This window comes from Massilia sp. X63, assembly GCF_041023745.1.
GTDB lineage: Bacteria > Pseudomonadota > Gammaproteobacteria > Burkholderiales > Burkholderiaceae_D > Telluria.
This window is the reverse complement of record NZ_JBFTEF010000007.1, coordinates 177,276-199,594: the sequence shown is the minus strand read 5'-3', so window position 1 is coordinate 199,594 and position 22,319 is coordinate 177,276. Positions and strand designations below refer to the sequence as shown.

Sequence of the window (22,319 nt, the reverse complement as noted above, 5' to 3'; positions counted from 1 at the left end):
CAATAGTTGACCGCGTGGGCGGCATAGCCGCCCACCCTACAATTGAATACAGGTGTTTCTCCAGCAACTCAGTTGCAACTTTCCATTACAAAGTTATGAAGGAAGTTACAGCTTGAGTATCGTATAAGTGACGCGGACATCCGTCTTAACTACTGGAGAACAACAATGAAACTTTCCAAATCGCTCGCTGCCGCCGCCCTGGTGCTGGCCTTCCAGGCCCATGCACAGACCGTGGCGACGCCGTCCACCGCCGGCACGCTGGTCGTGGTGCCGGCTTTCGGCGAAGTGAAGCATGCCAACGACCAGGCCACCGTCACCTTTGCCGTCGAAGAGCACGACAAGGACAAGAATGCCGCTGCGGCACGCGTGAACCGCAAGATGAAGGAGGGAACCGAGATCGTGCGCCGCGCCGATCCGAAGGCCGAGCTGAAGACCATGGGCTATTACACCTACCCGGTCTACCCCGAAGTGCCGCCGATGCCGCAACCGGCGCTGCGCACGCCGGTGAAGCCGGTGCCGATCGCCTGGCGCGTGGGACAGTACCTGGAAGTGAAGACGACCAACCTGGCCGAGCTGCCGAAAACCGCGGCCGCGGCCCAGAAAGTTCTGCAGATCAACAACGTGAGCTTCGGACTCAGCCCGGAACTGGAAAAGCGCCTCGACGACCAGCGCATCGCCGCGACCTACCGCAACCTGAACGAACGCATTGCCTCGATCGCCAATGCGATGGGACGCAAGCCGCTCGATGCCGTGCTGGACACGGTCGATTTCGAGGGTTCCGGCAACTACGCGGGCGATGCCCAGGCAGCGGCAGCGCCGATGATGATGCGTGCCAGCGCCAAGCGCGAGATGGCCGACGAGATGCCGGAGCCGAGCTTCGAGCCGGGAGAAACCACGCTCCAGATGCGTCTGGTGGGAAAAGTGCGATTTAAATAAGGTTCAAATGACCGCACAACAGTGATCATTCGCTAACAAGGGGTTCCCGCCTCTATAATGCTGGGAACAGTAATACTTGAATACGGATCACTATGCCCACTTTTCCACGACGCAGGACCCCTGGCGCGGCGCCCAAGGCGCCACGTTTTTCCCGCCTGAAAAAACGCTTCGGGCGCAGGGCGGAAGACCGTGTCCAGGGCGAGCGCGGCCGCGGCATCTACCTGCTGCCGAACGCGTTCACGACCGGCGCGCTGTTCTGCGGCTTCTACGCCATCGTCATGGCGATGAACCAGCGCTTCGAGCATGCATGCTGGGCGGTGTTCATCGCGATGATCCTGGACGGACTGGACGGGCGCATTGCGCGCCTGACCAATACCCAGTCGGAGTTCGGCGCGCAGTACGACTCGCTGTCGGACATGGTGTCCTTCGGCGCGGCGCCGGCGCTGGTGATCTATGAATGGTCGCTGCGCGGCCTGGGCAAGCTGGGCTGGATCGCGGCCTTCGTGTACTGCGCCGGCGCCGCGCTGCGCCTGGCGCGCTTCAACACCAACATCGAGGTGGTGGACAAGCGCTTCTTCCAGGGCTTGCCGAGCCCGGCGGCGGCGGCCCTGGTGGTCGGCTTCATCATGATGATGACCGATCCCGACATCAACGTCAGCTCGCGCCAGGTGGACTGGGTGAGCTGGGGCATCGCGGTGTTCGCGGGCCTGACGATGGTGTCGAACGTACCGTTTTACAGCTTCAAGGACGTGAACTTCCGCAAGTCGGTGCCGTTCATCGTGGTGTTCCTGATTGCCCTCGGCCTGGCGCTGCTGGCGATCGATCCGCCCAAGGTCCTGTGGCCGATTTTTGTGATTTACGGCTTGTCGGGGTATGCCGTGTTTGCCTGGCGCGCAGCCAAGGGCAAGCCGGTGAGCATCATCCCGCTCGACGACGAGCCGGACGACAGCGTGCGCCGCTAGCGCGGACCTTCGGGCCGGGCAGGGCGCCCGCTGACTTGGATTGAACCTAGTTAGCAATGGAGCCCAGCATGCCCGACCTGAAGCCCGAACCGGGGCCCGATACTTCGCGCCTCATCATTTTCGACACCACCCTGCGCGACGGCGAACAGTCGCCGGGCGCCTCCATGACCAAGGACGAGAAGGTGCGCATCGCGCGCCAGCTCGAGCGCCTGCGGGTGGACGTCATCGAAGCCGGCTTTGCCGCCGCCTCGCCGGGCGACTTCGACGCCATCCGCGCCATTGCAAGCGCGGTGCGCGAATCCACCATCTGCTCGCTGTCGCGCGCCAACGACCGCGATATCGCCCGCGCCGCCGAGGCGCTGGCGCCCGCCGCGCGCAAGCGCATCCACACCTTCATCGCCACCTCGCCCCTGCACATGCAGATGAAGCTGCGCATGGAGCCCGAGCAGGTGCTGGAACAGGCGAAACTGGCGATCCGCTACGCGCGTCAGCATACCGACGACATCGAGTTCTCGCCCGAGGATGGCAGCCGTTCCGACGAGGATTTCCTGTGTCGCGTGCTGGAAGCCGTGATCGCGGAAGGCGCCACCACCATCAACTTCCCCGATACGGTGGGCTACGCGGTGCCCCAGCAGTTCGGCGAGCGCATCCGCCGCCTGCGCGAGCGCGTGCCGAATTCGGACAAGGCGATCTGGTCGGTGCACTGCCACAACGACCTGGGCCTGGCGGTGGCCAATTCGCTGGCCGGCGTTGCCATCGGTGGCGCGCGCCAGATCGAGTGCACCATCAACGGCCTGGGCGAGCGCGCCGGCAACACTTCGCTGGAAGAGGTGGTGATGGCGCTGCGCACCCGCCACGACTATTTCAAGCTGACGGTGGGCATCGACACCACCCAGATCGTGCCGGCCTCGAAGATGGTCTCGCAGATCACCGGTTTCGCGGTGCAGCCGAACAAGGCGGTGGTGGGCGCGAACGCCTTTGCCCACGCCTCGGGCATCCACCAGGACGGCATCCTGAAGGCGCGCGAGACCTACGAGATCATGCGCGCCGAAGACGTGGGCTGGACCGCCAACAAGATCGTGCTGGGCAAGCTGTCGGGTCGCAATGCCTTCAAGTCGCGCCTGCAGGAGCTGGGGATCGAGCTGGAGTCGGAAGCCGAAGTAAACGCGGCCTTCGCCCGCTTCAAGGAGCTGGCGGACCGCAAGGCCGAGATCTTCGACGAGGACATCATGGCTCTGGTATCGGCCGAGGACCATGCCCAGGAAGGCGAGACCTACCGCCTGGTGTCGCTGGCGCAGCGCTCGGAAACCGGCGCGCTGCCGCACGCGAAAGTCGTGTTCGCGGTGGACGGCAGGGAGGTGTCGGCCGAGTCCACGGGCGACGGGCCGGTGGACGCGGTGGTGAGCGCGATCGAGAGCGTGGTCAAGAGTGGCGCCGAGCAGGTACTGTTTTCGATCAATGCGATCAGCAACGGACCGCAATCGCAGGGCGAGGTCACCATCCGCCTGTCGCACGCCGGGCGCATCGTGAACGGCGTGGGCGCGGATCCGGACATCGTCGTGGCCTCGGCCAAGGCTTACCTGTCGGGGTTGAACAAGCTGCACTCGAAGGTGGAGCGGGTCAATCCGCAGGGGGTGTAAGGGGCTTTCGGTCTCCACGCAACACTGGATCCCGGCCTGCGCCGGGATGACGCAGCACTACGTCCTCACCACCCCATCCGGTCCCGCGGCTCATACATCGGATCGGGCCCGTTCAGCATCTGCCGCACCACACCCTGCCGGTCGAAGTGCACGTGCATCATCGAATTCCACACGCCCGCTTCCTTGTAGCGGTAGGACCACACCTCGTAGTCCTTCATCGCCACGTGCGATTTCTCGGCCGGCCGGCCGAGCGTGCGCAATACGTCTTCCTTGGTGGCCTGGTCGATCTTGATGGTCGCGAACTTCTCCCCGGTCAGCACCTGTTCGTAGGATACGAGCCGCCCGTCCGGCCCGATGCGGGCCATCCAGGTAAATTGCCCCATCGGTCCGGTCGCATACTCGAAGATGCGGTCGTTGCCGGCGCCGTAGATGGCGGTGGGCGCGCCCATCTTCTGCTGCACGATGTCTTCCGAATCGCCGATGGACGGCGCCTGGCGCAGCATCCCGGCGCAGCCGCCGAGCATCACGAGCGCCACGAATGTTGTAAATCTGATTAATTTCCACATCATCCAGCCCTCCAAACGCCCCAAAACCCCCATGATCCACCTTTTGGCCGATGCAAACAGTGGCCGCACGCTTCGTTTTCCCCTATACTGGCGGGTCTGTCCGTTTTGGGCAGGTAATTCATCAATCACGGTGCGCTGGGTTTCGACTCATGCACCGCATGTGAAAGGTAACATCATGACCGTAGAAAACATCAACAAAGCCGCGATCATCGCGGACAACGCACGTGGCCAGAACGATACCGGTTCGCCGGAAGTCCAGGTTGCACTGCTGACCGCACGCATCAACGAGCTGAACGGCCACTTCAAGGCACACCAGAAAGATCACCACTCGCGTCGTGGCCTGATCATGATGGTTAACCGTCGTAAGAGCCTGCTGGCCTACCTGAAGCGCAAGGACGCAAACCGTTACCGCGACCTGATCGCCAAGCTCGGCCTGCGTAAGTAATCGTTGGTCCAGACGATTTAGTCACGAAATGCCTGCGCCAGATACCTGTCGCGGGCATTTTTTGTTTGTTCAGCTGTAGTCGTCAAATTGTTGTTGAGTAAATGGCGGAAGTGAACATCATCCGCCCGTGGTGAGGTGAACGACAGCTCCTGAAAATCTGTCGGCAAATAGAAAGGGATTACCCATGTTTAACAAAGTTACGAAAACCTTCCAGTACGGTCAACACACGGTCACCCTGGAGACGGGTGAAATCGCGCGCCAGGCAAGCGGCGCCGTCGTCGTGTCGGTCGAAGACACCGTCATCCTGGCCACCGTGGTCGCCAAGAAGGACGCCAAGCCGGGCCAGGATTTCTTCCCGCTGACCGTCGACTACATGGAGAAAACCTACGCAGCCGGTAAGATCCCGGGCGGCTTCTTCAAGCGCGAAGGCCGTCCTTCGGAAAAGGAAACCCTGACCTCGCGCCTGATCGACCGTCCGATCCGCCCGCTGTTCCCGGAAGGCTACCTGAACGAAGTCCAGGTGATCATCCACGTCCTGTCGGTCAATCCTGAGATCGACCCGGACATCCCGGCCATGATCGGCGCCTCGGCTGCGCTGTGCATCGCCGGCATCCCGTTCAACGGCCCGATCGGCGCAGCGCGCGTCGGCTACGCGAACGGCCAGTACATCCTGAACCCGACCACCACCGAGCTCAAGACCTCGCAGATGGACCTGGTCGTGGCAGGCACCGAAACCGCCGTGCTGATGGTGGAATCGGAAGCGCAGCAACTGTCGGAAGAAATCATGCTGGGCGCGGTCGTGTTCGGCCACGAGCAGATGAAGGCCGTCATCGACGCCATCCATGACCTGGTGGCCGAAGGCGGCAAGCCGGAAGTCGAGTGGAGCCCGGCGCCGAAGAACGAAGAACTGATCGCCCGCGTGAACGAGCTGGCCGGCGCCGCCGTGCGCGACGCTTACCAGACCCGCGAGAAATCGGCACGCCAGCAGAAGCTGAAGTCGATCTCGGGCGAAGTCATGGCCGCCCTGGCTGCGCAAGGCGTCGAAGCAGACAGCGCCGAAGTCGGCAACATCCTGTTCGACATGGAAGCCAAGGTCGTGCGTTCGCAGATCCTGGACGGCGAGCCGCGTATCGACGGCCGCGACACCCGCACCGTGCGTCCGATCGCGATCCGCACCAGCGTGCTGCCGCGTACCCACGGTTCGGCCCTGTTCACCCGCGGCGAAACCCAGGCGCTGGTCGTGGCCACCCTCGGCACCGCGCGCGACAGCCAGAAGATCGACGCGCTGATGGGCGAGTACACCGACGACTTCATGATGCACTACAACATGCCTCCGTTCGCCACCGGCGAAACCGGTCGCGTGGGCACGCCGAAGCGCCGCGAAGTCGGCCACGGCCGCCTGGCCAAGCGCGCGCTGGTCGCTGCGCTGCCGTCGGCGGACGAATTTTCATACTCGGTGCGCCTGGTCTCGGAAATCACCGAGTCGAACGGTTCCTCGTCGATGGCATCGGTGTGCGGCGGCTGCCTGGCACTGATGGACGCCGGCGTGCCGATGAAGGCGCACGTCGCCGGCATCGCCATGGGCCTGATCAAGGAAGGCGGCAAGTTCGCGGTCCTGACCGACATCCTGGGTGACGAAGACCACCTGGGCGACATGGACTTCAAGGTCGCCGGTACCCCGGCAGGCATCACCGCGCTGCAGATGGACATCAAGATCCAGGGCATCACCAAGGAAATCATGCAGGTGGCGCTGGCGCAAGCCAAGGAAGCCCGCCAGCACATCCTGGCCGAGATGCAGCGCGCCGTGCCGAGCGTGAAGACCGAACTGTCGGACTTCGCCCCGCGCCTGATCACCATCCGCATCAACCCGGAAAAGATCCGTGACGTGATCGGCAAGGGCGGCGCCGTCATCCGCGCGCTGACCGAGGAAACCGGCACCCAGATCGACATCACCGACGAAGGCATCGTGACCATCGCCTCGGTCGACGCCGCCGCCGGCCAGGAAGCCAAGCGCCGCATCGAAGAGCTGACCGCCTCGGTCGAAGTGGGCAAGACCTACGACGGCACCGTGCTCAAGCTGCTGGACTTCGGTGCGATCGTGCAAGTCATGCCGGGCAAGGACGGCCTGCTGCACATCTCGCAGATCGCCAACGAGCGCGTCAACGCCGTGGCCGACTACCTGAAGGAAGGCCAGCAAGTGCGCGTGAAGGTCCTCGAGACCGACGAGCGCGGCCGCCTGAAGCTGTCGATGAAGGCTGCCGATCCGGTGGAAGGCGCGGCGCAGTAATTTGCGCTTGGCCTGAGCGGTTCGCCGCTTTGAAATAAAAACCGCCAGTGCGTGAGCCTGGCGGTTTTTTTTCGGGGGTCTACTCGGCTACGGCTGTCCGGTAAGAATCAGTGGGCGTGGCCTTCTGCAGGTTTGGGAGCCACTGGTTTGGTGGACGCTCGATGAACCGGATGCGATTCCTCCCAGACGTAGGGATCTCCAGGTTTCCGGCATTCCGTGTCATCGCTGATCCCTATGTCGATGAGGAACAGATAGGGCGGTTCGCGGGTCCAGCAGCCTTCTGCGCACTTGAAACGGAAAGTCATTCCATACTTCTTGGGAATGTGCAGTGTTTGCTGCAGACGATACGGCGGCTTGAACATGGCCGCGTACAACCGTTGCTTGCCCTCAGGTGTCAGGTCGAACCATTTGCTTTCGTGAAGCGCATACGGTTCCCAATGGCCTGCCTTGAACTGGTCCTGGAGATTCTCGAGCATGGCCACAGCTTCGTCGAAGGGCAGTTTCTCGAGCATTGGAGAAGTAGAAAGTATCGAAGCTACGTTGTGTTCATAGGTCAGTGCAGCGAATTTTGTCGGGGGCAGCGTGAACCCATGAACAGGGTCGTTGAGGCGGATAATGACGGTGCGGATAGGGTTCCTGGCTCCTGGGATCGAGCAGCACGAAGGGAATGCCGTCGGACGCAGGTGCGCCGCCCGCGGAGGCATTCAGCCTCGCGGCGATGTACGCCGATGCACCGGCCTGGGCCGCGTGCCGGTCACTATCGATGAGCTGGTAGGCGAAGGCCTGTGCGCTCACCAGGCGCGGCGGCGGATTGCACTTGCACAGGCACAGGTCGTCGCTGAGCGCGAACTCGCGGCCGTCGAAGGTTTCGCTCAGGCGCGGGCCGTCCAGCACGATGATCCCCTCGGCGTCGCAGGCGGGGCACCAGCACGTGTCGCCTTCGAGCACCATGGGCAGGCCGTCGATCGTGTCGCAATGAGTGGCCGAGATCACCTTGCCGCCCGCCGTGGTGGGGGCGCCGAGCGTAATGTAGTAACGCTGCATATGTGTCCTTGATGAACGGATCGATGACGCCGCTGAGGTATCGGAGCACTGTAGCGAAGGAGGATGCGGTGATCGTTGTGGACCAACAAGGCGGGCGGCGATTGCCGGCCCGGGTGTTGCCCGGTAGCGCGCGGGGAAGGGGCGTTCGAACGAAAACGCATGCCGGTTTGATGCAGCACAATGAGTCCGGAAAGCAAGGTCCGAGAATCGCAGCTTAGGGCTAGCTTTCAGCGGCAAAGCATGCGTTCCATCCTCTCCGTCATCTGCCTGTCCCTGTGCCTGCACGCCTGCGGCGGCAACACATCGGTCGCCCTGTTCTTCGAATGGGGCTCCTGCGACTTCGACCGCGAGCGCTGGGCGCAGGCGGACCGCGTCGGGCGCGGCTGCATGATGACGTCCTTCCTCGACAAGCATCCGCCGCAGGGAATGTCGGTGGTCGAGCTGAAGCTGTGGCTGGGCGAGCCCAACGACTATGCCGACTTCGAGGACCCGGCCTACCTGGTCGCGCAGGCGGCGAGCGGGGGCGGCGCGGCCAGGGAGCAGTTGCTGGTGTTCCGGATCGACCGGATCAGCGGCCGGGTAATCGAGGTTGCGCTGCGGCCGCTGCGCTGAACGGCCGGTAGCTTGAAGCGCTGCGGTGCGGGTGCGCCAGCGCCTGGCCCAGCGGCGTCTCCACCCAGCGGCAGAATGCCGCCCCCGCCAGCAGGCTGGCGATCCACGCGACCAGCATGCCGAAAGCCTGCACGTGCGCCTGCTCCGCGGCGAAGCGCGCAAAGGCGGCGTTCACCAGCAGGCAGACCGGAAAGTGCACCAGGAAGACCGAGAACGAGATCTTGCCCGCGTACTCGATCGTCGCCAGCGTGGCGCCGGCGCCGGAGACCGGCCGGATGCGGCCGCACAGGAACAGGACGCAGGCCATCACCAGGGCCAGCGCAATGCGGCTGCGAAATTCCAGGACCAGGGCCAGGAAGGGCAGCAGCAGCATCGCGGCCAGCAGCAGCGCCACGGCGCCGGGCCGACGTTGTGGATCGCTGGCCCACCAGGCGAGCGCGCCCAGTCCGTAGCTGCCGAAGAAGTAGGGCGCCCATGCGTCCCAGTCCCCATCCAGGTTGAAGTGCAGCAGCGAGGCGCCGATGCCGGCCGCGACCAGGCCGGGCAGCAGCCAGCCGCGCGCACGCCCGCCGCCGGGCCGGGCGGACAGCCAAGCCAGCAGCGTCAGCGCGGCATACAACTGGAAATCGATCGCCACGTACCAGGCGCCGGCGGACAGGGATTCGAAGCCGAGCACGTCATGCAGCAGCAGCGCATGGGCGCCCAGTTGCAGCGCCGTCGGCGGGGCCGAGATCGATGCGTGCGTCATCCAGCCGGCCGCCCAGCCGGAGGCGATCACGGCCAGCAGCATCGCGACCACGAAGGGGGGCGCCAGCTTCAGGTAGCGCCGCCAGATGCGCTGCAGGGGATTGCCGGTACGGGGATTGCCATCGGGCGCCAGCGACTTGGCGGCGAGGAAGCCGCCGATCACCAGGAAGACCTGCACGGCAATCCGTGCATGGTCGCCGAGCCAGTCGATCAGGGACGGCAGGATGTCGCGCGCGTGGTCGGCCATGGGGCCGTAGAAGGCCAGGTGGTGCAGCACGATCAGCTGTGCCGCGAGGCCTTTGGACAGGTTAATCAGGACGAACTGCTTCTGGTTTCCCGGGGGCGCCGGGGACATTTCTTCAACTGCATGTGCTGCCACGCTACCAACCTTCATTCGACGATGCTGCGCCCGACGAAATGGGGCAGGAGTGCGCTGTGGGCTGCCGGGCGGCGGCATCTTAGCCGAGATGGGCATGGCGGGCCCACGCGATACCCAGCAGTAATAAATGTTGCATTCTCCCAGGGTGCATGAAGGGGGGTTACCTTCGTGCGGCATGCCCGTTTACGTAGTGCAAGAAACGACGCACACGTCACAACTGTGTCGTGAACATAATGCAATAAGTGTTATAGTTGTTTATTTTCGTAAGGCTGGGATCGCACGCCAGTGTTCCGCGTGAAGACCCGCGAATTCAACCTTCCAAACCAGGGAAAAAACAGATGACCACGAAGGATTACGCCGCCCGTATCAGCCAGCTCATCCAGGAACACCAGGCCGAAATCGGCGCGGAGTGGATTGCACAGCTGGAAGCGCTGGTCGTGCGCGGAACCTCGAGCTCGAAGGAGCAGCTGCGCAATCATTGCCAGCAATTCCTGGCGACCTTCGCCGGCGCCACCCGCAGCGGCGAGCTGGACAACATTGACCACCGTTCGTGGGACGAGCTGCGCGACCTGCTGGCCGAGATATCCTCGACCCGCGCCCGCTCGGGCTCGACGCCGAGCGAAACCGCCACCTTCGTCTTCTCGCTGAAGCAGCCGCTGTTCGTCCAGCTGCAAAAGGGCTTCGAGGGCGACCCCGAAGCGATCGCGGCGGCGTCCTGGACCATCAGCACCCTGCTCGACAAGCTCGGCCTGTACACCATCGAAGTGTTCCAGAAGACCAAGGACCAGATCATCGTGCGCCAGCAGCAGGAGCTGCTCGAGCTGTCGACTCCGGTCGTCAAGCTGTGGAACGGCATCCTGGCGCTGCCGCTGATCGGCACCCTGGACTCGGCCCGCACCCAGGTGGTGATGGAAAACATCCTGCAGAAGATCGTCGACACCGGCGCCATCATCGCCATCATCGACATCACCGGCGTGCCCACCGTGGACACCCTGGTGGCCCAGCACCTGATGAAGACCATCGCCGCCGCGCGCCTGATGGGCGCCGACTGCATCATCAGCGGCATCCGCCCGCAGATCGCCCAGACCATCGTGCACCTCGGCGTGAACCTGGAAGACGTGATCACCAAGGCCACCCTGGCCGACGCCTTCCTGGTTGCGCTCGAGCGCACCGGCACTGCGGTCGTGGCTAAGGCCTAAGCGAAAGAATCCATGGAACGCATTCCTATCCTGCGCATGGGCGACCTGCTTCTCGTGACGATCCAGGTCGACATGCACGACCGCCTTGCCATGCAACTGCAGGACGATCTGACCGAGCGCATCGTGAGCGACGGCGCCAAGGGCGTCCTGATCGACATCTCGGCGCTCGACCTGGTCGATTCCTTCATCGGCCGCATGATCAGCAACACCGCCGCCATGGCGCGCGTGCTCGATGCCCGTACCGTGGTGGTCGGCATGCAGCCGGCGGTTGCGATCACCCTGGTCGAGCTGGGCCTGACGCTGCACGGCGTGAAAACCGCACTCAACGTCGAAAAGGGCATGGCCCTGTTGGGAAAGAGCTATAAGTGATGAACGGCGCGCATACCGATGCAGTCCTGTTCGACACCGCGCTGCTGGACCGCCACCGCCAGCACCGCACCGCACGCGTGACCCTGCGCCTGCAGTCGGACGAGGATGTTGTAGGCCTGCGCAAGCAGGTGCGCGAGCGGGCGGTGGCCATCGCGCTTTCCCTGGTCGACCAGACCAAGCTGGTCACGGCCGCGAGCGAACTGGGACGTAACACGATCAAGTACGGCGGCGGCGGCGAGGTCCACCTCGACAGCCTGTCCGATGGGCTGCGCCAGGGCGTCAGCCTGCTGTTCGTCGATGCCGGCCCCGGCATTCCGGACATCGACAGCGCACTGCGCGACGGCTTCACCACCGGCGGGGGCCTCGGCCTCGGCCTGGGAGGCTCGAAGCGCCTGGCCGACGAGTTCGACATCGATAGCCGTCCCGGAGAGGGCACTGCCGTGCTGGTGGTGAAATGGAAGCGCTGATCAGTTCACTCACGCGGCAAGAGGTGTTCGCGATCAACCATGCGAGCGACGTGGCGGCGGTGCGGCGCGGCGGCCAGAAGCTGGCCGACGCGCTTGGTTTCAACGAGACCCGCGCCGGCCAGCTGGCGCTGATCATCACCGAGGCCGCCACCAACATCCTCAAGCACGCCGGCGAAGGCGAGATCCACGTCGGCCCGGCGCAGTCAGGCGCCGGCGTGGGCATCGACGTGCTGGCGGTCGATGCCGGCCCCGGCATTGCCGACCTGGCCGCCAGCCTGGTCGACGGCGTCTCCACCGCCGGCACCGCGGGCACCGGCCTGGGCGCGCTGAGGCGCCTGGCCGACGAATTCGACGTCTATACCCAGCGCGGCGCCGGCGCCGCCTTCTTCATGCGGCTGTGGCGCGACCTGCCGGCGCCACGAGCCAGCGGCGTCGAGATCGGCGCCCTGTGGATGCCGATGGCCGGCGAGGAAGCATGCGGCGACGGCTGGGCGGTGCGCTGCGACGGCGCCGGCGCCACGCTGCTGGCGGCCGATGGGCTCGGCCACGGACCGGAAGCGGCGCGCGCCGCCGCCGCCGGGGTGCGCGCCCTGGAGACGCTCAAGGGCGTGGGGGCGGGCGAACTGATGCACGCCGCCCACGACGCGCTGCGGCCGACCCGCGGCGCGGCGCTGGCCACGGCGCGGATCGACTTTGCCGCCGACGAGCTGCGTTACGCCGGCGTGGGCAACATCTCCGGCTGCGTGATCGACGGCGGCCGCCGGGCGCTGGTGTCGCACAACGGCATCGTTGGCCACAACATGCGCAAGGTGCAGGAGTTCGCCGTGCCCTTCCTGCCGGGCGCGCTGTGCATCATGCACTCCGACGGCATCCAGACGCAGTGGGACCTGGACAAGTATCCGGGCCTGGCGGGACGCAGCCCGATGCTGGTCGCCGCCGTCCTGATGCGCGATTTCATCCGCCGCCGCGACGACGCCATGGTGCTGGTCGTGCGCCGTTTCGAAAGCTGACATGAGCCTGCACCGTATCCTCAACGTAGCCCTGGACAGCGACCAGGACGTGGTCGTGGTGCGCCAGCGCGCCCGCCAGATTTCCGAACTGCTCGGCTTTTCGCCGCAGGACCAGGTGCGCGTGGCCACCGCCGTGTCCGAGATCGCCCGGGCCGCCTGCCACCAGGGTTCGGGCGGCCGCGCGGCCTTCCTGCTGGGACGGAACCTGGGGCGCCAGCACCTGGAAGTCGCGATCAATCCGGGCAGCGGGCAGCGCCTGTCGTCCAGGGGCGCCGGACCGGACGAGGGCATCAGCCGCACGCTCCCGGAGCTGGCCCTGATCAGCGCGCACCGCCTGATGGATTCCTGCGAGGTCGAACCGGAGCAGGGCATGGTCACGGCGGTCACCATGCGCAAGGCGCTCCCCCCGCACGTGCTGGTCGACAGCGCGCGCCTGGCCGACATCAGCACCCGCCTGGCCGGCAGCCCGGTCTCGAACACCCTGCAGGAGCTGGAGCAGCAGAACCACGAGCTGCTGTCGACCCTGGCCGAGCTGCGCGAGCGCCAGGAAGACCTGTTGTCGCTGACGCGCGAGCTGGAAGACACCAACCGCGGCATCGTCGCCCTGTACGCCGAGATCGAGGACAAGGCCGAGCGCCTGCGCCGCGCCGACGAGATGAAGTCGCGCTTCCTGTCCAATACCAGCCACGAACTGCGTACGCCGCTGTCCTCGATCCGCGCCCTGGCCCAGCTGCTGCTGGACCGCATGGACGGCGACCTGACGGTCGAGCAGGAGCGCCAGGTGCAGTTCATCGCCAAGGCCGCCAACGACCTGTCGGAGCTGGTCAACGACCTGCTCGACCTGGCCAAGATCGAGGCCGGCAAGGTCGAGGTGCACCTGGCGCCGGTGGTGGTCGACAACCTGTTCCGCGCGCTCAAGGGCATGATGCGTCCGCTGGTGGACGAAGGCCGCGTGGAACTGGTGTTCGAGTCCGGCGAGGTACCGGAATTTTTCGATTCCGACGAGGGCAAGATCTCGCAGATCCTGCGCAATTTCATTTCCAATGCGCTCAAGTTCACCGAGCGCGGCGCCGTGCGGGTGAGCGCCACTTACGACGCGCAGCAGGATACGATTGCGTTTGCGGTCGCCGACACCGGGATCGGCATCAGCCGGGACAACCTGCAACTGATTTTCGAAGAGTTCAGCCAGATCGAGCACCCGCTACAGCGGCGCAGCAAGGGCACCGGCCTGGGCCTGCCGCTGTGCCGCAAGCTGGCCGACCTGCTGCACGGGAGCGTCGACGTCACCAGCACGGTCGGAGAAGGTTCGACCTTCACGCTGACCCTGCCGCGGAACATGCCGCAGGAACTCCGGCAGCCCAGCCAAGACGGAACCGAACCATGACATCCAATCCGACCCTGATCCTCAACGTTGACGACAACGACGGCGCCCGCTACGCCAAGAACCGTATCCTGCAAGGGGCGGGCTACGAGGTGGTGGAAGCGACCAATGGCACCGACGCGCTGGAGATGGTCAAGCGCCTGAGTCCCGCGCTGGTGCTGCTGGACGTGAAGCTCCCGGACATCAACGGCATCGAGGTGTGCCGCCGGATCAAGGCCAATCCCGACAGCAGCATGGTGCTGGTCCTGCAGACCTCGGCCGCGCTGACCGGCCGCGCCGACAAGATCCGCGGCCTGGAAGGGGGCGCCGACAACTACCTGGCGGCGCCGATCGAGGCCGACGAGCTGATCGCCAACGTGAACGCGCTGCTGCGCATGCGCCAGACCCAGGTCGAGCTGCGCGACAGCGAGGAGCGCTTTCGCCAGATCACCGACAACATAGACGACGTGTTCTGGATGTTCGGCGTACCGGAGGGCGACCTGGTCTACGTCAGCCCGGCCTATGCCGAGATCTGGGGCGCCAGCCCCGACGCCTTGCGCCAGCGGCCCGACGCCTGGCTGGACGCCGTGCATCCCGACGACCGCGAGCGGATCGGCCGGCGCTGGCGCCAGCTGGCAAATGCGCCGCACTACGACGACGAGTTCCGCATCCAGGCAGCGGACGGCGGCACGCGCTGGGTGCGCGACCGCCTGTTCGCGGTGCGCAATCCGCGCGGCGAGGTGTACCGCGTGGCGCGCGTCACCAGCGACATCACCGCACGCAAGGAGATGGAAGCGCTGCTGCGCGCGGCCGACCGCAACAAGAACCAGTTCCTGGCCACGCTGGCGCACGAGCTGCGCAATCCGCTCAGCCCGATCCGCAACGCGGCCGCGCTGCTGGGCGCGAGCGATCCCGCGGCGGGCAGCGGCGCCGAGCGCCAGGCGCGCGCGCGCGAAGTCATCACGCGCCAGGTGGACCACCTGGCGCACCTGGTGGACGACCTGCTCGACGTCGCCCGCATCTCCGAGGGCAAGATCGTGCTGCGCACCGAAGAGGTGGACCTGGGCGCGGTGGTGTCCCAGGCCATCGAGACCGCCGCGCCCCTGATCGCGGCGCGCGAGCACCACCTGGACGTGCGGCTGCCCGAGCAGCAGGTGTGGGTGATGGGCGATCCGGTGCGGCTGGCGCAGTCGGTCGGAAACCTGCTGCACAACGCGGCCAAGTTCACGCCCAAGGGCGGACGGATCGAGCTGAGCGTAAGCGTGGCCGCGAACGAGCGGGTGCAAATCGCGGTGCGCGACAACGGCATCGGCATCGCCGAGGACAACCTGGCGCGCATCTTCACCATGTTCGCGCAGGTGGACGCGCCGCCCGACCGCGCTCCCGAAGGCCTGGGCATCGGCCTGTCGCTGGTGTCGCACCTGCTCGAGCTGCATGGCGGGCGCCTGTCGGCCGAGAGCCCGGGCGTCGGCCTGGGCAGCACCTTCACGGTCGAGCTGCCGCTGCTGCGCGTGAGCGCGGCGGATGCCAGCCCGGAACACGCCGAGACGCCGGACTCGGGCGGCAGCGGCATGCGCGTGCTGCTGGTGGACGACAACGTCGACGCGATGGAGATGATGGGCTTCCTGCTGGCCGAGATGGGCTACGAGACCTGCACCACCTCCGACGCCGCGCAGATCGAGGAACTGGCGCTGCGCCACCGCCCTCAGGTCATCGTGCTCGACATCGGCCTGCCGGGCATCGACGGCTACGAGGTGGCGCGCCGCATCAAGAAGAATCCGGCGCTGGCCGGGATCCGCCTGGTGGCCCATACCGGCTACGGCTCGCCGGAAGACCGCAAGCGCGCCATGGACGCCGGTTTCGACGCCCACCTGGTCAAGCCGGCCGAGCTGCCGGACCTGGAGAACGCGCTCAAGGGCGCCTAGCATGCCGGTGGCGGCAGCCAGATACGCCGCCCGCCCTTGAAAAAAGCCCCGCAACCGCGGGGCTTTCCACATCAGGCAAACACGATCACTTGTCCGTGACCGTAAACTCCCCGAACGCCTTGAGCTGCTCGCCCACCGCCTTCGGGTCGCCCACCACCACGATCGACTGGTTCTCCGGCGCGAAGTACTTCTTGGCCACCACGCGCACCTGTTCCGGCGTGACCTTCTGGATGCGCGGCACGTACTCGCCCAGGAACTCGGCCGGCAGGCCGACCAGCCAGTTCTGCGCCAGGGTCGAGGCGACCGAGCGCTGCAGCTGGTTGCTGATCATGTAGCCGCCCGCGACGTAGCGCTTGTTCATCTCCATTTCCTTGGCCGGCACCAGCTCGCTGCCGATGCGCTTGTACTCGGAGAAGAACTCGTCCAGCGCCGCGCCGGTCACTTCATTGCGCACGTCGGCGCCGCCGACGATCGCGCCGCCCGCGCGGTTCATGCGCGCGCCGGCCGAGGCGCCGTAGGTATAGCCCTTTTCCTCGCGCAGCTTGATGTTCACGCGGCTCGAGAAGCCCCCGCCCAGGATGGTGCTGGCCAGGCGCAGCGGGATCTGGTCGTCGGCGCTGGCGGCGATGCCCGGGCCGCCCAGGCGCACGGCCGACTGCACGCTGCCGCCGCGCTGCAGCAGGATGCGCGACGGTTTGGCGTCGCCTGCCGCCGCCGGGGTGTCGGGCAGGGCCGGGCCGCTGGCCTTCCAGTCGCCGAAGGCCGCTTCGGCCAGCTTGATGGCCTCGGCTTCCTTGACCGGGCCGGTGATCACCAGCAGGGCGCGGTCCGGGCGCATGCGCTTGGCGTGCTCGCCGCGCAGCATGTCCTGGGTCACGGCGTTGATCGCTTCGACGGTCGGGGTGGTGCGGGCATAAGGATGGTTGCCGTAGATCGCGCGGCTGATCGCGCGCTCGGCGCGGAAGCCCGGCTGGGTCTCGGACACGCGCAGCGACTGCAGCGCGTTGGCCTTGGCCAGCGCCACTTCGCTTTCCGGGAAGGATGGGGTGCGGGCCACTTCGGCCAGCAGCTGCATCATCGGGCCGGCCTGCGAGGCCAGTGCGTTGGCCGAGACCACGATGCCGTCCGACGAGGCGCCGGCGGCGACTTCGCCGCCCATGCCCTGGGCCGCTTCGGCGATCGCGCGCGAATCGCGCTTGGCGCTGCCTTCGTTGAGCAGGCCGGCCAGCATGTTGGCAAAGGCCGGGGTTTGCGGCGAGTCGGCCGCGAAGCCGGCGCCGCGCACCGCCAGCACGTAGTCCACGCGCGGCAGGCCCTGGCGCGGCACGACCCAGACGGTCAGGCCGTTGGACAGGGTCTTCTTGGCGATCTTCGGCACCGGGATCGGCTTGTCCTTGCCGTAGGCCGGCATCGGCAGGTCCTTGACGGCGGCGGGGGCGGCGTAGGCTGCCGGCGCGAACGCCAGGCTCACGGCCATTGCGAGCATCAGTTTTTTCATCGATGCGCTCCTTATTTGGTGGCGCCGGCCGGTGCGGCGGCAGGGGTGGCAGCGGGGGCCGCAGGCGCCGCGAGCATCGCGGCCGGCTTGCGGTCGATCACGGTACGGTTGGACGGCACCATGTAGGTGCGCACGGCGCGCTGGATGTCTTCCGAGCTCACGGCTTCGATCCAGCCCGGGATCTTGTTGACCACGTTGGCGTCGCCCCACAGCACCTGCATCTTGGCCACGGTGTCGGCGCGGTTGATGAAGCTTTCCAGCTTGTTGTTCCAATCGGCCAGCATGCGGGTCTTGACGCGCTTGAGCGTGGCGGCGTCGACGCCGTTCTGGGCGACCTTGGCGATCTCCTCGTCCATGGCCTTGAGCATGGCGTCGGCGTTGCTGTTCGGCTTGTACAGCGCGAACACGGTCATCAGGGTCGGGCCGTCGTATTCGAACGGGCCGGTCAGGCCGAACAGGGTGTCGACGTTGAGCGCGATCTCGCGGCCCTTCACCAGGCCCTGGTAGAACAGCGAGGCGTCGCCGCCGGCCAGCAGTTCGCCCAGCACGGCCATGGCGGCCTGGTCGCGGTGGCCGCGCGGCGGCACCTTCCAGGCGGCGGCGATGGCCGGCACCTGGGCCAGGGCGTCGCTCTGCACCACGCGCTTCTCCTGCGTGTTCAGGCCTTCGCTGAAGTCGGTCGGCTTCGGGGTCGGGCGGGCCGGGATGCCGCCGAAGTATTTCTGGGCCAGCGCGAAGCCCTGGGCCGGGGTGACGTCGCCGGCGATCGCGATCACGGCATTGTTGGGACCGTAGTAGTCGCGGTGGAAGGCGCGCACGTCGTCCAGGCTGGCGTTCTCGAGGTCTTCGAAGCTGCCGTAGCCGTCATGGTTGTTCTCCCATTTCTGGAAGGCGTGCTGGCTGATGTCGATCCAGTAGAAGCCGCCGTAGGGCTGGTTCTTCACGTTCACGCGGATCTCTTCCTTCACCACGTCCTGCTGGTTCTTCAGCGTGGCCGGGTTGAAGTCCAGGGTCTTCATGCGGTCCGCCTCCAGCCACAGGATCGGCTCGAGCGCCGACCTGGGTGCGGTCTCGATGTAGTTGGTGAAGTCGGGGCGGGTCGAGCCGTTGTTGCGGCCGCCGCCGGCGGTGATGGTGGTGTCGAACACGCCCTTCCTGGCGTTCGGGGTGCCCTGGAACATCAGGTGTTCGAACAGGTGGGCGAAGCCGGTACGGTTCTTCGGCTCCAGGCGCATGCCCACGTGGTAGACGACCGACACGCCGACGGTCGGCGAACTATGGTCTTCGGTGACGATGACCGTCAGGCCGTTGTCGAGCTTCTTCACAGCGACCGGCAGGGTCCACTGGTCCGCGGAGGCGGCGAACGCCGACAACGAGAACGTGAGCCCGGCCAGCAAAACAGGTAATTGGCGCATGCGCATGGGTGACCTCAAAAATGAACTCGGGAAGGTGAGTTTTGAAATGCCTGTACTGACAGCCAGGGGCCGTCATGCGCTGCATCTTAGCGCAATGGCATGCCAATAAGTAATCTTTTTTTCGGGGTAAATGGGCGCCATGTCGAAGCCGCACAAGGCTCGCCCATCCCCCGATTTTCCGCTCTGGGCCGTGTTTTTTGCAGTTCATCGCAGACCCGTAGGCGCAGGGGCGGCGCAGCGATATAGTTGCAACATGCTAATACGGCAGAGTAAGGATGCTCACCGGCGGACCTTACTTGCTGGTAATGTTGCGGTAGAACCAACCCACGAGGCTGGCGGCAACGGACAACCAAGAACATGATTCGGAGAATTTGATGAAACACCTTTCCAAGCTCGGCCTGGCTTTCGTGGCCCTGTGCGCCACGCTGTTCGGCACGCTGCTTGCCGTGACCGGCGCGACTGCGGCCGAGGTGGCCACCGAGACCCGCCAGGTCGATGCGCGCGTGGTGCGCGTGAAGGTCGACGGCGTGGTGGACCTGAAGATCCGCCAGGGCAACACCCCGCTGCTGGTGCTGACCGGCGATCCGCGCCTGCTCGCCAAGACCACCACGCTGCAAAGCGGCGACACGCTGAGCATCGGCACCGAGACCAAGGGCGTCAGCATCAACCTCGGCCGCAGCATGGGCCTGCACGCCGAGCTGACCCTGCCGAACCTGCGCGAAGTGACGTCCGAAAGCGTGGGCGGCACCTCGGTGACCGGGTTCTCCGGCGACGAACTCGAGCTCAACCTCGATGGGGCCGGCTCGATGAATGTATCATGTAATTACAGGGTGCTGAGCGCGAACCTGGGCGGCGTCGGCAGCATGAAAGTGCATGGCATTAACAGCGACAGCGTGGAACTGAACCTGAGCGGCGCCGGCTACGTGACCCTGTCGGGCCGCAGCCGCCAGCTCAAGGCGGAACTCGGCGGGCTGGGCGGGCTCGATGCGCAGGCATTCTCGGCCGAGAACGTCACCCTCGAGCTGTCCGGCCTGGGCAATGCCACCGTGACCGCCAAGGAAAGCGCCAACCTGACCCTGTCGGGCCTGGGCTCGGTGACGGTGCACGGCAAGCCCCAGAACCGCAAGGCCAGCGTCGACGGCCTGGGCAAGGTGAACTGGAAATAAGCAGGCGGCAGGACCAGAAGAACAGGCAACGCCAACAAGAACAACACGAGCCCATAACGAGGACCAGGGATACGCAGAGATCCTGATTCCATGTACGAGACATGAAAAAACTATTCGTAGCGATCGTATGTGCGCTCGGCCTGCAGGCGGGCGCCCATGCGGGCTTCGCGGAAGGGGCCAGCGCCTACAACGCGCGCAACTACGCGGCAGCACTGAAAGAGATCGTCCCGCTCGCCAAGGCCGGCCATGCGGATGCCCAGCATTTGCTGGGCCTGATGTATTACATGGGCCGCGGCGTCACGCGCGACTACAAGCAGGCCTTCGCCTGGCACATCAAGGCGGCCCAGCAGGGCAAGGCCGATGCGCAATACGTGGTGGGCGCCATGTACTACACCGGCAACGCCGTGCCGCAGGACCAGCGCCATGCGGTGACCTGGTTCCGCAAGGCGGCCGAGCAGGGCCATGCCGAGGCCCAGCACGCCCTCGGCCTGATGTACCGCTACCACCAGGCCGGCATGCCGCAGGACCTGGTGCTGGCCTACATGCTGTGGAACCTGGCCGCGGCCAGCGGCAACCACAATGCGGTCGACCAGCGCGCCGCGATCTCGCGCCAGATGACGCAGGAGCAGATCGAGGAGGCGCAGTCGCTGTCGCGCTTGTGGAAGCCGGGGCGGCCGCTGCCGACCACGTCCCGGACCGGGACCAATTCCTGATACACAACCGCCGGCCGCGACCGGCGGTTTTTCATTTGCACGTCACTTGGCCGGCGCCGCCGCTGCCGCCCTGGCCGCGGTGCGGAACAGCGCCAGCGGCACCGCATTGCCCATCGCCTCGTAGCCCAGGTCGTTCGGGTGCAGGTGGTCGCCGCTGTCGTAGGCGGGCAGGAAGCGGGGCGGGTGGGCCGGATCGCGGGTGGCGCGGTCGAAGTCGATCACGCCGTCGAACTCGTCGTTGTTGCGAATCCAGTTGTTGAGCGCCTGCCGCACCACTTCCTTCTCGGGCGAGTAATACGCCGCGCCCTCGAACGGCGTCAGGGTGGCGCCGATCACGCTGATGCCCTTGGCATGCGCGCGCAGGATCAGCTGGCGGTAGGCGGCGATCAGGTCTTCGCTCGTGACCGGACTGGCGGGCGAGCTGTTGCCGATGTCGTTGATGCCGATCATGACCACCAGGTAGCGCACGCCGGCGGTGGCCAGCACGTCGCGGTCGAAACGCGCCGAGGCGCTGCGCCCGGCCAGCGTATTCGGCGCATCGCTCAGCAGCCGGTTGCCGCTGATGCCGCGGTTGACCACGCCGAAGCGCGCGTTCAGGCCCAGCACCGGGTCGCGCTCGGTCTGCAGGCGGCGCGCCAGCCAGTCGGGCCAGCGGTTGTTGGTGTCGGGCGTGCTGCGGGTGCCGTCGGTGATCGAGTCGCCCAGCGTGACGATGGCCGGGCCGGCGCTGTCCACGTCGACCTCGGTCAGGAAGGGCCAGACCTGGATGGTGCGCTGCACCGGCAGGGTCGCGGCGGCAGTGAAGTTACCGGGCAGCGAGACATAGTTGGTCTGCAGGGCCAGCTGGTGCACGGTGGTGGCCTGCACCGTGCCCGGCAGGTAGAGGCTGACGGCCAGGTCGGACAGCGGCGGCACGTTCAGCTCCACCGGGTCGGACACGGCCGGCGCGCCGGGCGCGATGGTCACGAAAGCGCGCCCGCCGAAGCTGAGGGCGCGGTCGGTGCCGGCAGCGACGTCGGAGCCGCCCGCACGCAGGCCGATGCGCGCCGCGCCGATCGTCAGCGGGGTGCTGCCGAGCTCGTTCGACAGGCGAATGCGCACGCGGTTGCCGCCGATGCTGGTGTGGACGATCAGGCGCACCGTCTGGTCGGTGAAGGTCTGCAGGCTGGCGGCGGGGGGCGGACCGGCCGGCGCCGTGCCCCAGGTGGCGGTCCAGCTTTCCGTGGTCCAGGGCTGGGCGCCGGCCGGATGGCTCGGCAGCGCGATCACGGCGGCCAGCATGGCGCTGCCCAGCAGCAGGCGCCGGCGCGGCGGATTCATGTTGGCTGGGAAGGCGAAACCGTCCTTGAGGCGGCGGGCGGCATCGAGCAGGAGGGGAAGGAAGCGTTTCATCGTTTGCTCCTCGAGGTAATGGCCACGCGATAGGCATGAGCTCGTCTGAACAATGTAGCGATCCACGGGAGTGTGAACAAGAAGGCAACACTCACCGATCTTGCGCGAAGTCGAAGCTTGAAAAGATTAATATTCCTGCAAGAATTTTCTGTGTTTGTCAGAGAAATGTTGTCCGACGATTGACCCG

21 protein-coding genes are annotated in these 22,319 nt (G+C 66.0%); 14 read left to right on the top strand and 7 right to left on the bottom strand.

Features of this window, described 5'->3' with window-relative positions; translation table 11 throughout:
• The first annotated feature begins 165 nt into the window (after window positions 1-165).
• The 3 genes from AB3347_RS15855 (at window position 166) to AB3347_RS15845 (ending at window position 3,538) form a co-directional block, all read left to right on the top strand.
• Window positions 166-936, top strand: coding sequence for an SIMPL domain-containing protein (locus tag AB3347_RS15855; protein ID WP_369092762.1), 771 nt, complete (start codon window positions 166-168; stop codon window positions 934-936).
• 92 nt (window positions 937-1,028) lie between these two features.
• Window positions 1,029-1,898, top strand: a complete 870-nt coding sequence (gene pssA, locus AB3347_RS15850) for a CDP-diacylglycerol--serine O-phosphatidyltransferase (protein ID WP_369092761.1) — start codon at window positions 1,029-1,031, stop codon at window positions 1,896-1,898.
• Between the two features lie 68 nt (window positions 1,899-1,966).
• On the top strand, window positions 1,967-3,538 hold the full coding sequence (locus tag AB3347_RS15845; protein WP_369092760.1) for a 2-isopropylmalate synthase: 1,572 nt from the start codon (window positions 1,967-1,969) through the stop codon (window positions 3,536-3,538).
• A gap of 65 nt (window positions 3,539-3,603) precedes the next feature.
• Here the strand turns inward: AB3347_RS15845 and AB3347_RS15840 are convergent, their stop codons facing one another.
• A complete protein-coding gene (locus tag AB3347_RS15840) occupies window positions 3,604-4,104 on the bottom strand; it encodes a hypothetical protein (RefSeq protein ID WP_369092862.1) in 501 nt (166 codons plus the stop codon).
• A gap of 175 nt (window positions 4,105-4,279) precedes the next feature.
• Between AB3347_RS15840 and rpsO the strand changes: the two genes are divergently transcribed.
• Window positions 4,280-4,549 (top strand): 30S ribosomal protein S15, encoded by a 270-nt coding sequence (gene rpsO, locus AB3347_RS15835; protein WP_027867691.1) that lies wholly within the window; start codon window positions 4,280-4,282, stop codon window positions 4,547-4,549.
• 184 nt (window positions 4,550-4,733) lie between these two features.
• Window positions 4,734-6,836: a polyribonucleotide nucleotidyltransferase gene (gene pnp, locus AB3347_RS15830; protein ID WP_369092759.1), complete on the top strand. Its 2,103-nt coding sequence runs from the start codon at window positions 4,734-4,736 to the stop codon at window positions 6,834-6,836.
• A gap of 107 nt (window positions 6,837-6,943) precedes the next feature.
• Here the strand turns inward: pnp and AB3347_RS15825 are convergent, their stop codons facing one another.
• Window positions 6,944-7,348: a hypothetical protein gene (locus AB3347_RS15825; RefSeq protein WP_369092758.1), complete on the bottom strand. Its 405-nt coding sequence runs from the start codon at window positions 7,346-7,348 to the stop codon at window positions 6,944-6,946.
• Between the two features lie 34 nt (window positions 7,349-7,382).
• Window positions 7,383-7,880 carry a PAAR domain-containing protein gene (locus tag AB3347_RS15820; protein WP_369092757.1) on the bottom strand — a complete coding sequence of 166 codons (498 nt, stop codon included), beginning with the start codon at window positions 7,878-7,880 and terminating at the stop codon, window positions 7,383-7,385.
• 240 nt (window positions 7,881-8,120) lie between these two features.
• Here AB3347_RS15820 and AB3347_RS15815 point away from each other — a divergent pair, with 240 nt between their 5' ends.
• Window positions 8,121-8,492 (top strand): hypothetical protein, encoded by a 372-nt coding sequence (locus AB3347_RS15815; RefSeq protein WP_369092756.1) that lies wholly within the window; start codon window positions 8,121-8,123, stop codon window positions 8,490-8,492.
• Here AB3347_RS15815 and AB3347_RS15810 read toward each other — a convergent pair.
• A complete protein-coding gene (locus AB3347_RS15810; protein ID WP_369092755.1) occupies window positions 8,449-9,594 on the bottom strand; it encodes an acyltransferase family protein in 1,146 nt (381 codons plus the stop codon). The two genes, AB3347_RS15815 and AB3347_RS15810, sit on opposite strands and share 44 nt — an antisense overlap.
• A 362-nt stretch (window positions 9,595-9,956) precedes the next feature.
• Between AB3347_RS15810 and AB3347_RS15805 the strand changes: the two genes are divergently transcribed.
• The 6 genes from AB3347_RS15805 to AB3347_RS15780 are packed head-to-tail and all read left to right on the top strand — an operon-like array spanning window position 9,957 to window position 15,948.
• Window positions 9,957-10,817 carry an STAS domain-containing protein gene (locus tag AB3347_RS15805; RefSeq protein ID WP_369092754.1) on the top strand — a complete coding sequence of 287 codons (861 nt, stop codon included), beginning with the start codon at window positions 9,957-9,959 and terminating at the stop codon, window positions 10,815-10,817.
• Between the two features lie 12 nt (window positions 10,818-10,829).
• The gene (locus tag AB3347_RS15800) at window positions 10,830-11,186 is read left to right on the top strand and encodes an STAS domain-containing protein (RefSeq protein ID WP_027867697.1); all 357 of its coding nucleotides are present in this window, start codon (window positions 10,830-10,832) and stop codon (window positions 11,184-11,186) included.
• On the top strand, window positions 11,186-11,653 hold the full coding sequence (locus AB3347_RS15795; protein ID WP_369092753.1) for an anti-sigma regulatory factor: 468 nt from the start codon (window positions 11,186-11,188) through the stop codon (window positions 11,651-11,653). Before AB3347_RS15800 ends, AB3347_RS15795 begins: the two co-directional genes overlap by 1 nt.
• Window positions 11,641-12,663, top strand: a complete 1,023-nt coding sequence (locus AB3347_RS15790; protein WP_369092752.1) for an ATP-binding protein — start codon at window positions 11,641-11,643, stop codon at window positions 12,661-12,663. The genes AB3347_RS15795 and AB3347_RS15790 overlap by 13 nt, the downstream gene beginning before the upstream one ends.
• 1 nt (window position 12,664) lies before the next feature.
• On the top strand, window positions 12,665-14,047 hold the full coding sequence (locus tag AB3347_RS15785) for a sensor histidine kinase (protein ID WP_369092751.1): 1,383 nt from the start codon (window positions 12,665-12,667) through the stop codon (window positions 14,045-14,047).
• Window positions 14,044-15,948, top strand: a complete 1,905-nt coding sequence (locus tag AB3347_RS15780; RefSeq protein WP_369092750.1) for a response regulator — start codon at window positions 14,044-14,046, stop codon at window positions 15,946-15,948. The genes AB3347_RS15785 and AB3347_RS15780 overlap by 4 nt, the downstream gene beginning before the upstream one ends.
• An 85-nt stretch (window positions 15,949-16,033) precedes the next feature.
• Here AB3347_RS15780 and AB3347_RS15775 read toward each other — a convergent pair whose 3' ends face one another.
• Complete coding sequence (locus AB3347_RS15775; RefSeq protein ID WP_369092749.1) at window positions 16,034-17,446, bottom strand: M16 family metallopeptidase; 1,413 nt, start codon at window positions 17,444-17,446, stop codon at window positions 16,034-16,036.
• Window positions 17,447-17,457: 11 nt separating this feature from the next.
• Window positions 17,458-18,867: a M16 family metallopeptidase gene (locus tag AB3347_RS15770; protein WP_369092748.1), complete on the bottom strand. Its 1,410-nt coding sequence runs from the start codon at window positions 18,865-18,867 to the stop codon at window positions 17,458-17,460.
• 368 nt (window positions 18,868-19,235) lie between these two features.
• Here AB3347_RS15770 and AB3347_RS15765 point away from each other — a divergent pair, with 368 nt between their 5' ends.
• Window positions 19,236-20,027, top strand: a complete 792-nt coding sequence (locus tag AB3347_RS15765) for a DUF2807 domain-containing protein (RefSeq protein WP_369092747.1) — start codon at window positions 19,236-19,238, stop codon at window positions 20,025-20,027.
• A gap of 101 nt (window positions 20,028-20,128) precedes the next feature.
• Window positions 20,129-20,740, top strand: coding sequence for a tetratricopeptide repeat protein (locus tag AB3347_RS15760; protein ID WP_369092746.1), 612 nt, complete (start codon window positions 20,129-20,131; stop codon window positions 20,738-20,740).
• A gap of 42 nt (window positions 20,741-20,782) precedes the next feature.
• On the opposite strand, the gene AB3347_RS15755 is transcribed toward AB3347_RS15760, so the two are convergent.
• On the bottom strand, window positions 20,783-22,132 hold the full coding sequence (locus AB3347_RS15755) for an SGNH/GDSL hydrolase family protein (RefSeq protein WP_369092745.1): 1,350 nt from the start codon (window positions 22,130-22,132) through the stop codon (window positions 20,783-20,785).
• Window positions 22,133-22,319 lie beyond the last annotated feature (187 nt).